Raw genomic sequence first — 15,518 nt, 5'->3', positions numbered from 1 at the left:
TTAAACAAAGGAAAATGATATCAAAGAACTCCCCTATCTTTGTCGGAGTTCTTTTTGTCGTTTCTTTTACCCTTCTCCCTTGCATTTTCTCTCATTTTTTGCCAAAATAGAGGGGTAGAAAGAAGGTAGCATATGTCTAAATTACAACAAATCGTAACATATCTTGAATCAGAAAAACTAGACGTCGCTGTCGTATCTGACCCCGTCACAATCAATTACCTCACTGGCTTTTACAGTGATCCCCATGAACGCCAAATGTTCCTCTTTGTTCTAGCGAATCAGGAACCTCTCCTCTTTGTCCCAGCCCTTGAAGTGGAACGTGCAAGCAGCACCGTTTCCTTCCCAGTTGTCGGCTATGTGGATTCTGAAAACCCATGGCAAAAAATGAAACATGCTCTTCCACAACTTGACTTCAAACGTGTCGCTGTTGAGTTTGACAATCTCATCTTGACCAAATATCATGGCTTGAAAACAGTTTTTGAAACTGCTGAGTTTAACAACCTCACTCCTCGTATCCAACGCATGCGCCTCATCAAATCAGCTGATGAAGTGCAAAAAATGATGGTTGCAGGTCTCTATGCTGACAAGGCTGTTAATGTTGGTTTTGACAATATTTCTCTTGATAAGACAGAGACAGATATCATCGCTCAAATTGACTTTGCTATGAAACGTGAAGGCTATGAAATGAGCTTTGATACCATGGTCTTGACTGGTGATAATGCTGCAAATCCACACGGTATTCCAGCAGCTAATAAGGTTGAAAATGATGCTCTTCTCCTCTTTGACCTTGGTGTTCTGGTCAACGGCTATGCGTCAGATATGACTCGTACAGTCGCTGTTGGTAAACCTGACCAATTCAAGAAAGACATTTACAACTTGACTCTTGAAGCCCAACAAGCTGCTCTTGACTTTATCAAACCAGGTGTGACTGCCCATGAAGTGGACCGCGCTGCCCGTGAGGTCATCGAAAAAGCTGGTTACGGTGAATACTTCAACCACCGTCTCGGTCACGGTATCGGTATGGATGTCCATGAATTCCCATCTATCATGGAAGGAAACAACATGGTCATCGAAGAAGGAATGTGCTTCTCTGTTGAACCAGGTATCTATATCCCTGGTAAAGTCGGTGTCCGTATCGAAGACTGCGGTGTTGTTACCAAGGATGGCTTTGACCTCTTTACAAGCACCAGCAAAGATTTGCTTTATTTTGATTAATATTCATCTAATACTCAATAAAAATCAAAGTGCAAACTAGGAAACTAGCCGCAGGTTGCTCAAAACAATGTTTTGAGGTTGTAGATAAGACTGATGAAGTCAGTAACCATATCTACGGCAAGGCGACGTTGACGCGGTTTGAAGAGATTTTCGAAGAGTATAAAATCTTCCCACAATAAAACGCATAGTATCAAAATTTTTCAACACCTGATACTATGCGTTTTTCTTATTTGAAAGACTTTTGACTCAGCCTCTTTATACTCAATGAAAATCAAAGTGCAAACCAGGAAGTTAGCCGCAGGTTGCTCAAAACAATGTTTTGAGGTTGCAGATGGAAGCTGACGTGGTTTGAAGAGATTTTCGAAGAGTATTACTTAATCTTCTTGATACTTTGACTAAGGATAAATCCTACAATCATCCCTACCATATTTTGCATGAAATTTGGTAGAATTTCTGGTAGGGCTGCAGCCCAGCCATTCATCAATGTAGAACCCAAGGCGTAACCCCCTACCATGGCAATCGTTGCTAAGATAAGGCCTAACCACTGAGTTTTTCCTTTAAATCCTGCGAAAAATCCCTGCAAGCCATGGTTGACCAAGCTAAAGAACATCCACTGAGGGTAGCCTGATAAGAGATCAATCAAGAAACCTGCTAGTCCTCCTACTACAGCCCCTTCACGACTACCAAAGTAGAAGGCCGTAAAGAAGACACCCGCATCTAAAAGAGTTAGAATGCCTGTCGGTGTTGGAATTTTTAAGAAATAACCTAGAACCACAGAGAGGGCGGTTAATAGGGATACAAGGGCGATTTTAGTTGTTTTGGTTTGCTTCATATTGTCTTACTCCATACTGATCTGCTTGTGCAATAGCACGATAAACGAAAGCCTTAGAGCTTTCTACTGCTGGTAAAAGTTCATCACCTTTAACCAAGTGACTGGCAATGCTAGAGGCAAAGGTACAACCTGCACCAGCATTTTGCCCTTGGATAACAGGATTTTCTAGGACTGTAAAGTTTTGTCCATCATAAAAGACATCTACAGCCTTGTCCTGACTAAGGCGATTGCCTCCCTTGATAATGACTGCTGGCGCGCCTAAGTCATGCAATTTCTGAGCTGCTGTTTTCATGTCTTCCAAGGTATTAATTTCCTGACCAGCCAATAATTCTGCTTCAGGAAGATTAGGAGTAATCACACTGACATGAGGGAAAAAGCGAATCAATTCTTGGCAGAGTTCACTAACTGCTACGTCGTGCGTTTCCTTGCAGACCAATACAGGATCCAATACCACAGGCACTCCTGGGCGCTGCTTGATAAAGTCCAATGCCTTCTCAGCCACACTGACAGTTGGTAGAAGACCAATCTTAATTCCCCCAAACTCCACATCACACAAGCTATCTAATTCATGTTGAAAAATGACATCGTCAGTTGGAAAGACTTCAAAGCCCTTCTCGGTCAAGGCTGTCAAACAAGTCACTGCTACAAAGCCATGCAAGCCGTTCAAGGTATAGGTGGCCAAATCAGCTGACAAGCCACCACCACTAAAAATGTCATTTCCAGAAAGTGCTAAAATACGATTATTCTTCATAATGAATCTCCTTTAAATACAAACCATTTGGTGCTGCAGTGGGACCTGCAAGTTGCCTGTCCTTCTTCTCCAAGATCAGGTCAATCTGCTCTACTGGCATACGGTTATTTCCAATTTTGAGCAGTGTCCCCACCATATTGCGAATCTGCTTATACAAGAAACCATTTCCTGAAAAGGTAAAGGTCAAAAACTGACCTGTCTCTTCAACCCTGAGACTAGCTTCTGTAATGGTGCGAACCTTATCCTCCACACTGGTTCCAGAGGCTGTAAAACCTGTAAAATCATGTGTTCCCTCTAACTTTTTGATTGCCATCTGCATCCGTTCCACATCGAGTGGATAGGGAAAGTGAGTGGCATAGTGACGGCGCATAGGATTTTTGGGACGTCCTCTATCCACAATAAACTCATAGGTTTTGCTATGCTTATCATAACGACAATGAAAATCATCCGCCACGAGCTCAATCGAAATCACATCAATATCTTCAGGGGACTGGGTGTCCAAGGCAAAGCGAAGTTTTTCTTCATCCATTTGATAGGGCAAGTCAAAATGAATCACCTGTCCCAAAGCATGAACCCCACTATCAGTCCTACCAGCACCGTGAACAGTGATGGCTTGCCCCTTATTCAATCTAGTCAAGGTTTTTTCAATTTCTTCCTGAACACTACGCGCATGAGGCTGGCGCTGAAAACCAGCAAAGCCGTAACCGTCATAGGAAATAGTTGCTTTATATCTTGTCATAACTTCTATTTTATCAAGAAATTAATCTGTAGACAAGGTTCTAAAATAAATACTGTCTGGGTACAAAAAACTCAAAAGAAAAACTTAGGAAACCAATCCTAAGCTCTCTTTTGAAGTAGGTACATGACAAAGATAGAGGTTACAATCAACCAAGATCCTAAAATGGCAAAGACCAACATCCCATTGTGAGTCATCAAGCCAATCGCACCTAGAACAAATGGAGTCGTAAAGGCTCCGAAACTACAGCCTAAAACCGCAAATGAGGTTGCTTGATTGAGGAGTTTAGCTGGAATTCGTTCAGAGACAAGTTGAAAGACTGTCGTCAAGGCTACACTGTAGGCAAAGCCAGCCAGAATACTTCCTGCCACTACCACCCACAAGGATGGAGACAAGGCAATCACGATTTGCCCTAAGCCGAAGGTAATACCAGACCAGAGGAGCAGTTTCTCTTTAAATATTGAAATCAGGAAAGAAAAACTCACACCAGCCACAATCCCGATTAACTGCATGACACTAAGAACAAAACTAGATAACTGGGCATCTCCCAGTCCTCTTTCCACCATCAGACTTGGAATACGGATGGTAATAGCTGTATTGGTACAAACTACAACCGCCGCTTCAATAGCTAAGATAAAAATCAAGCCCTTCATTTCCCGAGTTAAGCGACTTGCTTCCTTCGTTTTTTTCTTGACTTCTTTCTTTTCTTTTCCATAAGGTACAAAGAGCAGATAAAGGATCAGAACTAAAAATCCAGCACTATAAGCTAAGAAAGTAGCTGTCCAACCAAAGGCCAACAATTGGCCGACTGCCAAGGTAATGAGAGAAGCCCCAACGACCTCTGCAGAACCGCGTAGCCCTAACATCTGAATTCTCGTTTTTCCTTGATAGCGTTCACTGATAATAGAAATGGCCTTGGCATTGATCATCCCAACACCTAAACCAAAAAGAATCCGTGTTCCAAAGACAAAAGGATAAGCTTGGTACCAAAAGGGAGCAGTTCCACTTAGTGATAAAATCAGCAATCCCAAACTGATCTGTAAGCGCTCAGGAAATATTTTTTCTAAGAAACCATTTAGTAGTAACATAATCATGATCCCAAAAGATGGCAAGCTCGCTAAGAGCTCAATTTGTTCCTTAGGATAACCTTGATAATAGTCAAACATAGCTGGCAGGGCACTCGAGATGGAAAAGGAGGTAATCAAAACGAGGGAGAGAGCCAAAATACTGGCCCGTTCTAAAAATTGTTTCATGAAATCTCTTTCTATATTTCTCTTAATCTTCTACTTTTTTGATAGTTATCAAACAGGCAAGAAAAGAAGAAGCCTCTTTAGTGTATAGACTCCTTCTTAAACTCGAAAATGAATCCCTTGTGTCTTAGGATGACTTTCTCTTGATTTGCTTAATAAAGTAGAAGATAAATCCTGCCACCATATAGGCAACAAAGATAATCAGACACCACTTGAACACGACATCCCAACCCTTGTTTACATTCAAAAAGAAGTAAGGGAAGGGACTGACCTTAGAATTAGGAACATCAAGTTTCAGTACCAAGCCATTAAAAAGAGCAAAAATCATATACAGCAAGGGTAAAATCGTCCACACAATTGGATCCCAAATCTTGTATTGACCCTGTTTGTCAAAAAAGAGGGTATCTGCTAAAAACCAAAGGGGAACGATATAGTGGCAAAGGAAATTTTCTAGGGTATAGAAATTAGTCGCAATGGGTGCCAAGAGGAAATGGTAAATCACACAGGTAATCATGATACTCATAGTGACTCCACCTTTTAAGCGCAAGAGACTTGGCCTTTGCCAGTTTTCACCTAAACGGCTCATAACCTTTAGGAGATAGAGCGTAAAAATCGCTACTAAGAGGTTGGACAGAACCGTATAATAGAGCAGCATCCCAAATCCACCATGCTTGGCGATTTCAAGATAAACTCCCGTAAAAGCCGCTAGAAACAAGAAGATACGGCTATAAAATACAAGTTTATAGTGTTTTGACATACTTAAATTTTCTTCACAAACTCTGATTTGAGTTTCATGGCACCAAAGCCATCAATTTTACAGTCGATATTGTGGTCGCCTTCTACGATGCGGATATTTTTCACGCGCGTCCCTTGTTTCAAATCTTTTGGCGCACCTTTTACCTTCAAGTCCTTGATGAGAGTGACTGTATCACCGTCAGCCAATTTATTTCCGTTGGCATCGATAGCAACAAGGCCCTCTTCTACTTCTGCAACTTCAGCAGGATTCCACTCATGGGCACACTCTGGGCAAACCAGTAGGGCACCGTCTTCATAGACATACTCTGAGTTACATTTTGGGCAATTTGGTAAGTTGTTCATGGTTTCTCCTTATCATCATTCACTATTCTTTGAAAATCAAAATTTCTCGAACAGCAACTATTATACCCTAAAATCAGCATTTTGACAAATTTAGAAAAAACCGATATCAATCTATCGGCTTTTCTACATTTACATTCTTTTTTCAGCTTCTGCTTTAATTTTTTCAACTACTTCTTGAATGTTCAAACCTGTTGTATCAAGGTAGACAGCATCCTCTGCTTGTTTTAGAGGCGAAGTCTCACGATGACTATCCTTGTAGTCACGCGCAGCAATTTCCTCTTTTAGGGTTTCAAGGTCTGTTTCAATTCCCTTAGAAATATTTTCCTTGTAACGACGCTCTGCTCTTTCATCAACAGAAGCTACTAGGAAAATTTTCAATTCTGCTTGTGGCAATACAACAGTTCCAATATCGCGACCGTCCATGACAATCCCGCCTTGCTGGGCGATTTTTTGCTGGAGAGAAACCAGTTTCTCACGAACTTGAGGAATTGCTGCAATAGCAGAAACATGATTGGTCACTTCATTTTCACGGATAGGATGGGTAATATCCACATCTCCTACAAAGACAAGCTGCTCCCCAGTTTCTGAACGTCCAAAACTGATTGGATGCTGGTCCAATAAGGCTAAAAGTTCTTCAACTTGTTCAACTCCTAATTGGTTCCTGAGAGCCATGTAGGTCGCTGCACGATACATAGCACCTGTATCTAGGTAGGTGAATCCAAAATCCTTGGCAATAATCTTTGCGACCGTACTCTTGCCACTTGAAGCAGGACCGTCAATAGCAATTTGAATCGTCTTCATTTATGACTCCTATCTAGTCTTAATCACATCTCCAGGATTAGCAAACCAAGATCCTGTAGCCATATGCCCAGGATTCAAAGCCTCTAACTGAGCAATCGAGATTCCTGCACGAGCGGCAATGGCTGCTTCTCCTTCTCCAGCCATAACTTTTGTAGTCCCTTCTGGATCATTTGGATGTTCTGAGCTACTAGATGACTCTTCTACCTTCTCCTCTGAACTAGAAGATGCCTGCTCTGAACTACTACTAGAAGTAGAAGAAACTTGCTCTACTTTTGTATCTGAATCGTGAAAATCTTTCAAGGCTGCTGTGCGATTACTCCCACCCGATGAAAGATAGATAAGAACAATAATCATCACAACTACAATCACAAAGAAAATACTTGCTAAAATAGTCAAGATACGATTAGCCAGCACTCCTCCACCTTGTTCTCTCTTACGACGTTCTGATCTTGTTTCTTCTTGATTCTCATAAATATCTTCTTGCCACGGTTCTTTTGCCATACCTTACTCCTTGTTTTTTTTTACTTTTCTTATTACAATATAAATATGAAAATCACACTTATACCTGAACGTTGCATTGCCTGTGGGCTTTGCCAAACTTATTCTGAATTATTTGATTACCACGATAATGGAATCGTGCGTTTTTACGATGACCCTGACCAACTAGAAAAAGAAATCTCTCCTAGTCAGGACGTCGTAGAAGCTGTTAGAAACTGTCCGACACGTGCCTTGATTAAAGATTAACTCTAACATCGATAAGAACGTTCCACTCCTTCTAGTTTAGCATATTTCCATGCAAAATTATAGTCTTTTCTCTTTATTTTTTTCTGTAAGATCAGGAAGGTCACTTTTTTCTTTGACGAGATAAAGTGGTCTTTTTTTAGTCTCTAGATAAATCTTACTGATATACTTGCCGAGAATCCCAATGGTCAAGAGTTGAATCCCTCCGAGAAAGAGAATAACAGCCATCAGAGAGGTCCAACCTGATGTCGGATTGCCCAAAATGAGGGTCCGAACCACAACAAAAAAGGTCATAAGTAGAGAAATAAAACAAGATAGGAGACCTGCCACAAAGGCGATAATCAAGGGAAAATCTGAAAAATTAACAATCCCTTCAATGGAGTAGAAAAAGAGTTGCCTAAAACTCCAACTGGTCTTGCCAGCCTGCCTTTCGACATTTGGATAGTCCAGATAGTGGGTTTTAAAACCCACCCAGGCAAAGAGCCCCTTTGAAAAACGATTGGACTCGGTCAAAGCTAAAATAGCATCGACTACAGATCTTCTCATCATGCGAAAATCACGGACACCTGACGGCAAGGCTACTGGACTAATTTTTTGCATAAGACGATAAAAAAGATTAGCATAGAGACTGCGAAAGAAGGGTTCTCCCCCTCGACTGGTTCTGCGTGTTCCAACACAGTCCAAGTCTGCATTCTGGTCTAGTAAGGCTTTCATCTCTAGCAACATACTAGGAGGATCTTGGAGGTCTGCATCCATCACCACCACTAGATCTCCTGTCGCATATTGCAAGCCTGCATAAAGGGCTGCTTCTTTGCCGAAATTTCGCGAGAAAGAAATATAATGAACTGCCGGATTTTGCTCCCGATAGGTCTTTAAGAGTTCCAAGGTCCCATCACTTGATCCATCGTCGACAAAGACATACTCGATTTCTGTTTCCAAATCTGGAAGTAAAGCTTCCAAAGCCTGATAAAAAAGAGGAAGTACTTCCTCTTCGTTTAAACAGGGGACAATGATTGACATCACCATCTTAGTCTTCAAATCCATTTGGATGCTTACTTTGCCAACGCCATGCGTCTTCACACATTTGGGTGATGCCGAGTTCTGCTTCCCAGCCCAGTTCTGCTTTGGCTTTTGCAGGATCTGAATAGCAGGCTGCGATATCCCCTGGGCGACGGTCTACAATGCGGTAAGGAATTGGACGTCCCACTGCTTTTTCCATATTTTGGATAATTTCAAGAACTGAGTAGCCTTTCCCTGTTCCAAGGTTATAAACGTTTAGGCCTGAACCTTTTTGGATTTTTTTCAGAGCTGCAACGTGACCTTTGGCCAAATCGACAACATGGATATAGTCACGAACACCAGTTCCATCTTCCGTATCGTAATCGTCTCCAAACACTTGCACTTGCTCTAATTTCCCAACGGCTACTTGAGTCACATATGGCAAAAGGTTATTTGGAATACCGTTTGGATTTTCTCCCAAATCTCCGCTCTCATGAGCTCCGATTGGGTTAAAGTAACGCAGCAAGACCACATTCCATTCTGAGTCTGCCTTGTAGATATCCGTCAAAATTTCCTCTAACATGAGTTTAGTGCGGCCATATGGATTGGTCACTGAAAGTGGGAAATCTTCCAAGATGGGTACTGTGTGCGGATCTCCGTAAACTGTCGCAGAAGAACTGAAAATGATGTTTTTACAGTTGTTTTCTTCCATGACCTTCAAAAGACTAACAGTTCCAGCGATATTGTTGTCATAGTAGGCAAGAGGGATACGTGTTGATTCGCCAACAGCCTTCAAACCAGCAAAGTGAATGACCCCTGTTGGTTCTTCTTGTTTGAAAATGTCACGAAGAGTATCTGTATCACGGATATCTGCCTCATAGAAAGGCACTTCAACTCCTGTAATTCTCTCAACAACTTCTAAACTTTTTCTGTTACTATTAACAAGGTTATCCACCACAACAACTTGATGACCTGCTCGGATTAACTCAATAACTGTGTGGGTCCCGATAAAACCTGCTCCACCCGTTACCAAAATCTTTTCTTGCATCTTTTTTCCTCGATTCTCGGATTATTTTTTCTTATTTTATCATTTTTGATAGGGAATGTCATTTGCCATCCTAGAGGGGAAGCTAAAATTTCAGTAAAATTTTTATTCGCTTTTTACTCGTTTGACATAGTTTTCAATTGGGTAGTTTAGAGGGTCCAAGGTCAACTCCTTGCCTTGGACCAATTGAGCTAGATGGTAGCCAATGATAGGACCTGTTGTGAGACCTGATGAACCTAGTCCACTAGCAGCATAGACACCTGCTAAGCCAGGTACTTGCCCAAAGAAAGGTGAGAAATCACTGGTATAGGCACGGATTCCCACACGCTCAGCTCTAGAAATCGCCTTAGCCAAGGTTGGGTAGTGAGGCAAGGCGTCCTCCTCCATTTGTTGGAGCAAGGTTTCATCTACCGTCAAATCAAATCCCATGTCATTTTCATGAGTAGCTCCTAGGGACAATTTCCCACCTGCAAAAGGAATCAAATCCCACTCCCCCTCTGGCATAACAACAGGGTAAGATTCCATGTCTTGGGCAAGCTGATAATCTCGGAGTTGGCCTTTTTGGGGACGAACATCCACTTCATATCCTAAAGGCTCTAACATGTTTCCCAACCAAGCTCCCGTCGCTAAAATAACCTGATCAAATACCTCTTCACCAATCTGGTAACCTGATGCTAAAGGTATCAGAGTTACTTTTTCTTTGACCAGCTTTACCTGACTAGCTTCTAACAAACGAGTCACTAAGAGTTGACCATCTACTCTCGCTCCACCAGAAGCATAGAGCAAGCGATCAAATCCCTGCAAGCCAGAGAATAATTCATTAGCTGATGCTTGATCCAGAATGGCTAATTGCCCTATCAAAGGAGATTCTTCCCTGCGCTGGTGGGCTAGTTGATAGAGTTCTTCCAACTTAGTTTCATCCTTTTTCAGGAGAAAGACTCCCGAACGCTGGTAAAAGTCAACTTCCTGCCCTGATTTCTCTAAATCAGCCAACAAATCCACATAAAAATCAGCCCCCAAGCGGGCCATCTTATACCAGGCCTTATTGCGGCGTTTGGAAAACCAAGGACTGATAATTCCTGCTGCGGCCTTAGTAGCCTGACCTTGTCCATGGTCAAAGACGGTTACTTCTAGGTCACTTTCTTTAGAGAGGTAGTAGGCAGCTGTTGCACCTACAATCCCTGCTCCGATAATGGCAACTTTTTTCATTGTTTTCACTTTCTAACTAGATATGGTGGAAAGGATTGGTCGATGCTTGACTAGGTACAATATCGATTGTCCAGCCTTTTTCCTCTTTCCATTGATTAAGAAGCTCTGCAATTTTTTCCACGAAAAGCACTTCAATATAGTGGCCTGGGTCCAATGCCAACAAACCATCAGACAGCATATCCTGAGCAGTATGGTAGTAAATATCACCAGTGATATAGACATCTGCCCCCTTTGCCAAAGCATCCTTATAGAAAGACTGCCCGCTACCACCACAGATGGCCACTCTTGAAATAGACTTCTGCAAATCAGTCTCTTGATAATGCACCAATCGAAGGCTATCTAAACCAAAGACTTGCTTGACATGTTGGGCTAATTCCCCAAATGTCTGAGGCTGAACATTCCCAATACGACCAATTCCACGTTCTGGACCTGTCTCCTGCAGATAAGTCGTCTCCTCGATACCCAGCATCTGGCAGAACCAGTCATTGAGGCCATTTTCAACGATGTCAATATTGGTATGGCTGACATAAACTGCGATGTCATGCTTGATGAGATCAATGTAAATCTGATTTTGTGGACGGCTAGCTACCAAATCCTTGATCGGACGGAAAATCGGCGCGTGTTTGACGATAATCAAGTCCACACCCTTTTCAATGGCTTCAGCCACCGTTTCTTCACGAATATCCAGAGCAACCATGACACTTTGGATATCCTTGTCCAAAGTTCCAATTTGCAGGCCACGACTGTCTCCCTCCATTGAAAATTCCTGAGGGCAAAAGGCTTCATACGCGTTAATCACTTCACTTGCTAGCATGGAGAACCTCCTTGATGGCTTGAATTTTATCTACTAGAACTTGACGTTCCTCCAGATTTTTGTCTGGGATTTGTCCGAGGGCAAACTCTAGCTTAACAGCTTCTTTTTGCCATTTTTGGACAAATACTGGATTGAGTTCTTTAGACAAGAAGGGACCAAAGCGAACATCACTGGCTGACAGCTTCATTTGGCCTGCTTCCACCACCAAAATCTCGTAAAACTTGCCAGCTTCTTCTAGAATGCTTTCTGCCACAATCTGAAATCCGTTCTCTTGTAACCAGATACGCAAGTCGTCTTCACGATTATTGGGCTGGAGGATCAATCGTTCTACATGAGCTAACTTGTCCAGGCCTTCTTCTAAAATCCTAGCAATCAAACGACCACCCATGCCAGCAATAGTGATGACCGATACCTGATCTGCCTCTTCAAAAGCTGCCAAGCCATTGGCTAAACGAACCTGGATTTTCGCCTTTAGTCCGTGAGCCTCAACATTTTTAACCGCGGACTGGTAGGGGCCTTCCACCACTTCCCCTGCAATGGCACTTTTGATTTGTCCTCGTTCGACCAACTCGATAGGCAGATAAGCATGGTCACTCCCCACATCTAGTAAAATAGCCCCCTGTGGCACAAAGGAAGCCACCAATTCTAATCTCTTTGAAATCATCTTCTCTCTCTTTCCAAAACTCTGTTACCTCTTATTATACCACATTTCAGCTGGCAATCTTGCACCTAAAAAAACCGCAATCCACAGATTGCAGCCTTTCTTTATTTTCTAGCTTGATAACGACTGGTTAAAATGAAAATCACGGTAAAGACCAACATCATGACACCATAAACAGGTAATGTTTGTCCTGTTAAGGTTGAAATTTCAAGCAGTTTTTGAATTCTTGGAAAGAGAGCTGTGGCTAGGAAGCCTCCTACTGACCAAACAATCAAGAGGACACGCCATAGGGTAAATGGCATGCAGGCTCTAAATACGGATAAGAAACCAATTGACCCCAAGAGATAATAGAGGAGAGTTGAGATTTCTAACTCAGACCAACCTTGGCTACTTCCAAATAGTTTCACAAAAAGAACGCTGAACACAACCATAAGGGCACTTGGTAGGGCACGAAGCATAGACCTTCTGAGGAAATTTGGCTCAACAGGTTTGATATTTCGCTCAAAAGTCAGAACGAATGGTGGGAAACCTTCCACAAACTGGTCAATCATGGTAATCTGGATCGGAATGAAAGGGAAGATCAAGATCCACTCAGACCGTCCCAGAAGAGCACTGGCGATACAGATGACTGCTAACAAGAAGGAATAGATGGTCTTAATCAAGAAAATCGGTGCGATATGGGCGATGTTATTAACCACGCGACGACCTTCAAAGAGAATCTCAGGAACATCATTAAAGTCTGAGTTCAAAAGAACCAAATTGGCAATCTGACGAGTCGCAGGATCTCCCTCAGCCATCACAATAGAACAATCCGCCTCACGAAGAGCCAAGATATCATTGACTCCGTCCCCTGTCATAGCCGTTGTATGACCCGCTTTTTTCAGCGTTTGGATGATGAGTTTCTTTTGATGAGGGGAAACACGTCCGAAAATAGCTGTCTCCTCAGCCATAGCAATCAATTCCTCATCTGTGATTTTCGAGCAATCTACATAGCTATGGTAGTCCGCAAAACCAGCCTTCTGAGCAATGCTGGATACAGTGACCGGATTGTCACCAGAAATAATCTTGAGGCCCACTTCCTGAGAACGGAGATAGTCTAGAGTTTCAGCTGCTCCTTCTCGAATAGGGTCCAAAATCTCCAGCAAGGCCAGAGCCTGAATATCAGATGGTTTATGTGGTTTGTAATGGTCTAATTTCTCCTGACTGAGAGCTAAGACCAAGACACGTGACCCTCTCTCCAAGGCCTCTCGGGCTTCAGGGACTTCAGAATCCAGCAACATCTCAGGCGCCCCTAAGAAAACTGTTCCCAAACCTTCTAACTCCATGGCTCCCCACTTGCGGTCGCTAGAGAAGGGAAGATTCGAAAGCATAGGATAAGTAACTTCTCCCACAAAACGCTTGCGAATAGCTTGGGCTGTTGGATTTTTATCCTCACTATGGGCCATATAGCTGGTCAGAATGCTGTCAATAACCTCATCACCATAAGTTTCCGTTAGTGGAAGAACAGCCTCTACCTGCATCTTTCCTTGGGTGATGGTACCCGTCTTGTCCAGACAGAGCATATCCACACGAGCCAAGGTCTCAACAGAGTACATCTCCTGCACCAAGACCTTTTTCAAGCCCAACTTAATCACCGCAGTCAAAAGCGAAGTAATGGTCAAAAGGGCAATTCCCTTAGGTAACATCCCCAGAAGGGCTGTCGACGAATTTACAACGGACGACTTAAGAGGCAAGCCTTTTAAAAGCAAGGCTTCTAGTAAGAGAGCCAGACCAAAAGGAATGATAATCTTCCCAGTAAAACCAGCTAGCCTGTCCAACGATTTCATGATACGAGAGTTGATTGGTTTAACGGTCTTGGCTTCCAGCATGAGTTTGGCAGCATAGTTGTCTGCACCGACATGGTGAACTTGAGCTAAAACTGACCCACTGGCTAGGAAACTTCCTGACAAAAGCAAGGCATCCACTTCCTTTTGCACCAAATCACTTTCCCCCGTCAACATGGCTTCATTGACTTCCGCAAAGCCTTCCAAAACCAAGGCATCACTGGGAATCTGCTCTCCAGCAGACAGACGAATGACATCTCCTAACACCAATTCTTCAGGATTCAGAGCCACTTCTTGGCCATCACGAATGGTTTTGACCTTTTCCTTAGTCATGAGATTGAGCTTGTCCACCATGTGTTTAGCCCGCAGCTCGGTCACAATCCCAGAAAAAGCGTTAAAGCAGATAACAGCAAAGAAGACCAGATTGCTCCAAGCCTGCACAAAGGCTAGCGCCAAAGCAATGGCAAAGTTTAAAGCGTTAAAAAGGGTAAAGACATTTCGTTTGATGATTTGCCAAGTGCTGGTACTGGCCGAAGCAGTAAAATCATTGACCAAGCCCTTAGCCTGTCTTTCCTTGATTTCTCTTTGGGTTAATCCCATAATCTTTTTTTTATCCATAAATTCTATCATATCATTTTTTCTAAAAGAATTCTAATCTCATCCTAAATATGTACCTGGTCAAGGGAAAAGTTTGCCAGCCCTCCTTTGATAAGGTATAATAATAACAAGAAAATAATCGAAGGAGATCGCATGTTTTATACTTATTTACGTGGATTGGTTGTCTTGCTCCTATGGTCCATCAATGGCAATGCCCATTATCATAATACTGATAAAATTCCTAATCAAGATGAAAATTATATTTTGGTTGCACCTCACCGCACCTGGTGGGATCCAGTTTATATGGCCTTTGCGACCAAACCAAAACAATTTATCTTTATGGCCAAAAAAGAGCTCTTTACCAACCGTATCTTTGGCTGGTGGATTCGTATGTGTGGTGCCTTTCCTATCGACCGTGAAAATCCTAGCGCCTCAGCCATCAAATATCCTATCAATGTTCTTAAAAAAAGTGACCGCTCTCTCATCATGTTTCCAAGTGGAAGCCGACACTCAAACGATGTCAAGGGTGGCGTAGCTCTGATTGCCAAAATGGCCAAGGTCCGTATTATGCCGGTTACCTACACAGGTCCCATGACTTTGAAGGGCTTGATTAGTCGTGAACGTGTCGATATGAACTTTGGAAATCCAATTGATATCTCAGATATCAAAAAAATGAATGACGAAGGCATTGAAACAGTCGCCAATCGTATCCAAACAGAATTTCAACGTCTGGACCAAGAAACGAAACAATGGCACAATAATAAAAAACCAAACCCACTCTGGTGGCTTATCCGCATCCCTGCCCTCATCCTTGCCATTATCCTCGCTATCCTAACCATCATCTTTAGCTTTATCGCAAGCTTTATCTGGAATCCAGATAAGAAAAGAGAAAAACTTGCTTAAATAAATACAACAATCCCTTGGCAAAAGCCAAGGGATAAATTTT

17 protein-coding genes are annotated in these 15,518 nt (G+C 42.6%); 3 read left to right on the top strand and 14 right to left on the bottom strand.

The genetic code is table 11. From position 1 onward, the window contains the following. Positions 1 to 132: 132 nt before the first annotated feature. Positions 133 to 1,215: a Xaa-Pro peptidase family protein gene (locus O3599_RS03605; RefSeq protein WP_261017721.1), complete on the top strand. Its 1,083-nt coding sequence runs from the start codon at positions 133 to 135 to the stop codon at positions 1,213 to 1,215. A gap of 370 nt (positions 1,216 to 1,585) precedes the next feature. Here the strand turns inward: O3599_RS03605 and O3599_RS03600 are convergent, their stop codons facing one another. The 8 genes from O3599_RS03600 to O3599_RS03565 form a co-directional block, all read right to left on the bottom strand. Continuing rightward, positions 1,586 to 2,047 (bottom strand): ECF transporter S component, encoded by a 462-nt coding sequence (locus tag O3599_RS03600; protein WP_000814989.1) that lies wholly within the window; start codon positions 2,045 to 2,047, stop codon positions 1,586 to 1,588. Further along, positions 2,025 to 2,798 carry a bifunctional hydroxymethylpyrimidine kinase/phosphomethylpyrimidine kinase gene (locus O3599_RS03595; RefSeq protein ID WP_247939550.1) on the bottom strand — a complete coding sequence of 258 codons (774 nt, stop codon included), beginning with the start codon at positions 2,796 to 2,798 and terminating at the stop codon, positions 2,025 to 2,027. The genes O3599_RS03600 and O3599_RS03595 overlap by 23 nt, the downstream gene beginning before the upstream one ends. Continuing rightward, entirely contained in the window at positions 2,788 to 3,537 is a 750-nt protein-coding gene (gene truA, locus O3599_RS03590) for a tRNA pseudouridine(38-40) synthase TruA (protein ID WP_023945460.1), read from the bottom strand. Before truA ends, O3599_RS03595 begins: the two co-directional genes overlap by 11 nt. A 98-nt stretch (positions 3,538 to 3,635) precedes the next feature. Continuing rightward, on the bottom strand, positions 3,636 to 4,787 hold the full coding sequence (locus O3599_RS03585; protein WP_247939549.1) for an MFS transporter: 1,152 nt from the start codon (positions 4,785 to 4,787) through the stop codon (positions 3,636 to 3,638). Between the two features lie 124 nt (positions 4,788 to 4,911). Continuing rightward, positions 4,912 to 5,541 (bottom strand): Pr6Pr family membrane protein, encoded by a 630-nt coding sequence (locus O3599_RS03580; RefSeq protein WP_000033942.1) that lies wholly within the window; start codon positions 5,539 to 5,541, stop codon positions 4,912 to 4,914. 2 nt (positions 5,542 to 5,543) lie between these two features. Then, entirely contained in the window at positions 5,544 to 5,882 is a 339-nt protein-coding gene (locus O3599_RS03575; protein WP_001061590.1) for a zinc ribbon domain-containing protein YjdM, read from the bottom strand. A 129-nt stretch (positions 5,883 to 6,011) separates the two neighbouring features. Next, positions 6,012 to 6,683: a (d)CMP kinase gene (gene cmk, locus O3599_RS03570; RefSeq protein ID WP_247939548.1), complete on the bottom strand. Its 672-nt coding sequence runs from the start codon at positions 6,681 to 6,683 to the stop codon at positions 6,012 to 6,014. Between the two features lie 9 nt (positions 6,684 to 6,692). Further along, positions 6,693 to 7,184: an SAG1386/EF1546 family surface-associated protein gene (locus tag O3599_RS03565; protein ID WP_023946238.1), complete on the bottom strand. Its 492-nt coding sequence runs from the start codon at positions 7,182 to 7,184 to the stop codon at positions 6,693 to 6,695. Positions 7,185 to 7,229: 45 nt separating this feature from the next. Here O3599_RS03565 and O3599_RS03560 point away from each other — a divergent pair, with 45 nt between their 5' ends. Next, complete coding sequence (locus tag O3599_RS03560) at positions 7,230 to 7,427, top strand: ferredoxin (RefSeq protein ID WP_004235080.1); 198 nt, start codon at positions 7,230 to 7,232, stop codon at positions 7,425 to 7,427. Between the two features lie 57 nt (positions 7,428 to 7,484). Here O3599_RS03560 and O3599_RS03555 read toward each other — a convergent pair whose 3' ends face one another. From O3599_RS03555 to O3599_RS03530, 6 genes are all read right to left on the bottom strand, one after another. After that, positions 7,485 to 8,450, bottom strand: a complete 966-nt coding sequence (locus O3599_RS03555) for a glycosyltransferase family 2 protein (protein WP_282185721.1) — start codon at positions 8,448 to 8,450, stop codon at positions 7,485 to 7,487. A gap of 1 nt (position 8,451) precedes the next feature. Then, positions 8,452 to 9,471 carry a UDP-glucose 4-epimerase GalE gene (gene galE / locus O3599_RS03550; RefSeq protein WP_247939546.1) on the bottom strand — a complete coding sequence of 340 codons (1,020 nt, stop codon included), beginning with the start codon at positions 9,469 to 9,471 and terminating at the stop codon, positions 8,452 to 8,454. Positions 9,472 to 9,573: 102 nt separating this feature from the next. Then, positions 9,574 to 10,677, bottom strand: coding sequence for an FAD-binding oxidoreductase (locus O3599_RS03545; RefSeq protein ID WP_247939545.1), 1,104 nt, complete (start codon positions 10,675 to 10,677; stop codon positions 9,574 to 9,576). 16 nt (positions 10,678 to 10,693) lie between these two features. After that, a complete protein-coding gene (locus tag O3599_RS03540) occupies positions 10,694 to 11,491 on the bottom strand; it encodes a Nif3-like dinuclear metal center hexameric protein (RefSeq protein WP_247939544.1) in 798 nt (265 codons plus the stop codon). Further along, positions 11,478 to 12,155 carry a tRNA (adenine(22)-N(1))-methyltransferase TrmK gene (locus O3599_RS03535; RefSeq protein WP_247939543.1) on the bottom strand — a complete coding sequence of 226 codons (678 nt, stop codon included), beginning with the start codon at positions 12,153 to 12,155 and terminating at the stop codon, positions 11,478 to 11,480. Before O3599_RS03535 ends, O3599_RS03540 begins: the two co-directional genes overlap by 14 nt. Before the next feature lie 101 nt (positions 12,156 to 12,256). Then, complete coding sequence (locus O3599_RS03530; RefSeq protein WP_371512014.1) at positions 12,257 to 14,593, bottom strand: cation-translocating P-type ATPase; 2,337 nt, start codon at positions 14,591 to 14,593, stop codon at positions 12,257 to 12,259. Between the two features lie 132 nt (positions 14,594 to 14,725). Here O3599_RS03530 and O3599_RS03525 point away from each other — a divergent pair, with 132 nt between their 5' ends. Then, positions 14,726 to 15,475 carry a 1-acyl-sn-glycerol-3-phosphate acyltransferase gene (locus tag O3599_RS03525; RefSeq protein WP_000500197.1) on the top strand — a complete coding sequence of 250 codons (750 nt, stop codon included), beginning with the start codon at positions 14,726 to 14,728 and terminating at the stop codon, positions 15,473 to 15,475. The last annotated feature ends 43 nt before the right edge of the window (positions 15,476 to 15,518 follow it).

This window comes from Streptococcus sp. 27098_8_103 (genome assembly GCF_041432345.1).
Lineage (GTDB): Bacteria > Bacillota > Bacilli > Lactobacillales > Streptococcaceae > Streptococcus > Streptococcus mitis_BV.
The sequence above is the reverse complement of the archived record's forward strand: the minus strand, read 5'-3'. Positions and strand labels throughout refer to the sequence as shown.

What these genes read in the sequence shown, in the direction of transcription:
- O3599_RS03605 (WP_261017721.1), top strand. Translation starts at nt 133, where the DNA reads ATGTCTAAATTACAACAAATCGTAACATATCTTGAATCAGAAAAACTA.
- O3599_RS03600 (WP_000814989.1), bottom strand. Translation starts at nt 2,047, where the DNA reads ATGAAGCAAACCAAAACAACTAAAATCGCCCTTGTATCCCTATTAACC.
- O3599_RS03595 (WP_247939550.1), bottom strand. Translation starts at nt 2,798, where the DNA reads ATGAAGAATAATCGTATTTTAGCACTTTCTGGAAATGACATTTTTAGT.
- truA (WP_023945460.1), bottom strand. Translation starts at nt 3,537, where the DNA reads ATGACAAGATATAAAGCAACTATTTCCTATGACGGTTACGGCTTTGCT.
- O3599_RS03585 (WP_247939549.1), bottom strand. Translation starts at nt 4,787, where the DNA reads ATGAAACAATTTTTAGAACGGGCCAGTATTTTGGCTCTCTCCCTCGTT.
- O3599_RS03580 (WP_000033942.1), bottom strand. Translation starts at nt 5,541, where the DNA reads ATGTCAAAACACTATAAACTTGTATTTTATAGCCGTATCTTCTTGTTT.
- O3599_RS03575 (WP_001061590.1), bottom strand. Translation starts at nt 5,882, where the DNA reads ATGAACAACTTACCAAATTGCCCAAAATGTAACTCAGAGTATGTCTAT.
- cmk (WP_247939548.1), bottom strand. Translation starts at nt 6,683, where the DNA reads ATGAAGACGATTCAAATTGCTATTGACGGTCCTGCTTCAAGTGGCAAG.
- O3599_RS03565 (WP_023946238.1), bottom strand. Translation starts at nt 7,184, where the DNA reads ATGGCAAAAGAACCGTGGCAAGAAGATATTTATGAGAATCAAGAAGAA.
- O3599_RS03560 (WP_004235080.1), top strand. Translation starts at nt 7,230, where the DNA reads ATGAAAATCACACTTATACCTGAACGTTGCATTGCCTGTGGGCTTTGC.
- O3599_RS03555 (WP_282185721.1), bottom strand. Translation starts at nt 8,450, where the DNA reads ATGGTGATGTCAATCATTGTCCCCTGTTTAAACGAAGAGGAAGTACTT.
- galE (WP_247939546.1), bottom strand. Translation starts at nt 9,471, where the DNA reads ATGCAAGAAAAGATTTTGGTAACGGGTGGAGCAGGTTTTATCGGGACC.
- O3599_RS03545 (WP_247939545.1), bottom strand. Translation starts at nt 10,677, where the DNA reads ATGAAAAAAGTTGCCATTATCGGAGCAGGGATTGTAGGTGCAACAGCT.
- O3599_RS03540 (WP_247939544.1), bottom strand. Translation starts at nt 11,491, where the DNA reads ATGCTAGCAAGTGAAGTGATTAACGCGTATGAAGCCTTTTGCCCTCAG.
- O3599_RS03535 (WP_247939543.1), bottom strand. Translation starts at nt 12,155, where the DNA reads ATGATTTCAAAGAGATTAGAATTGGTGGCTTCCTTTGTGCCACAGGGG.
- O3599_RS03530 (WP_371512014.1), bottom strand. Translation starts at nt 14,593, where the DNA reads ATGGATAAAAAAAAGATTATGGGATTAACCCAAAGAGAAATCAAGGAA.
- O3599_RS03525 (WP_000500197.1), top strand. Translation starts at nt 14,726, where the DNA reads ATGTTTTATACTTATTTACGTGGATTGGTTGTCTTGCTCCTATGGTCC.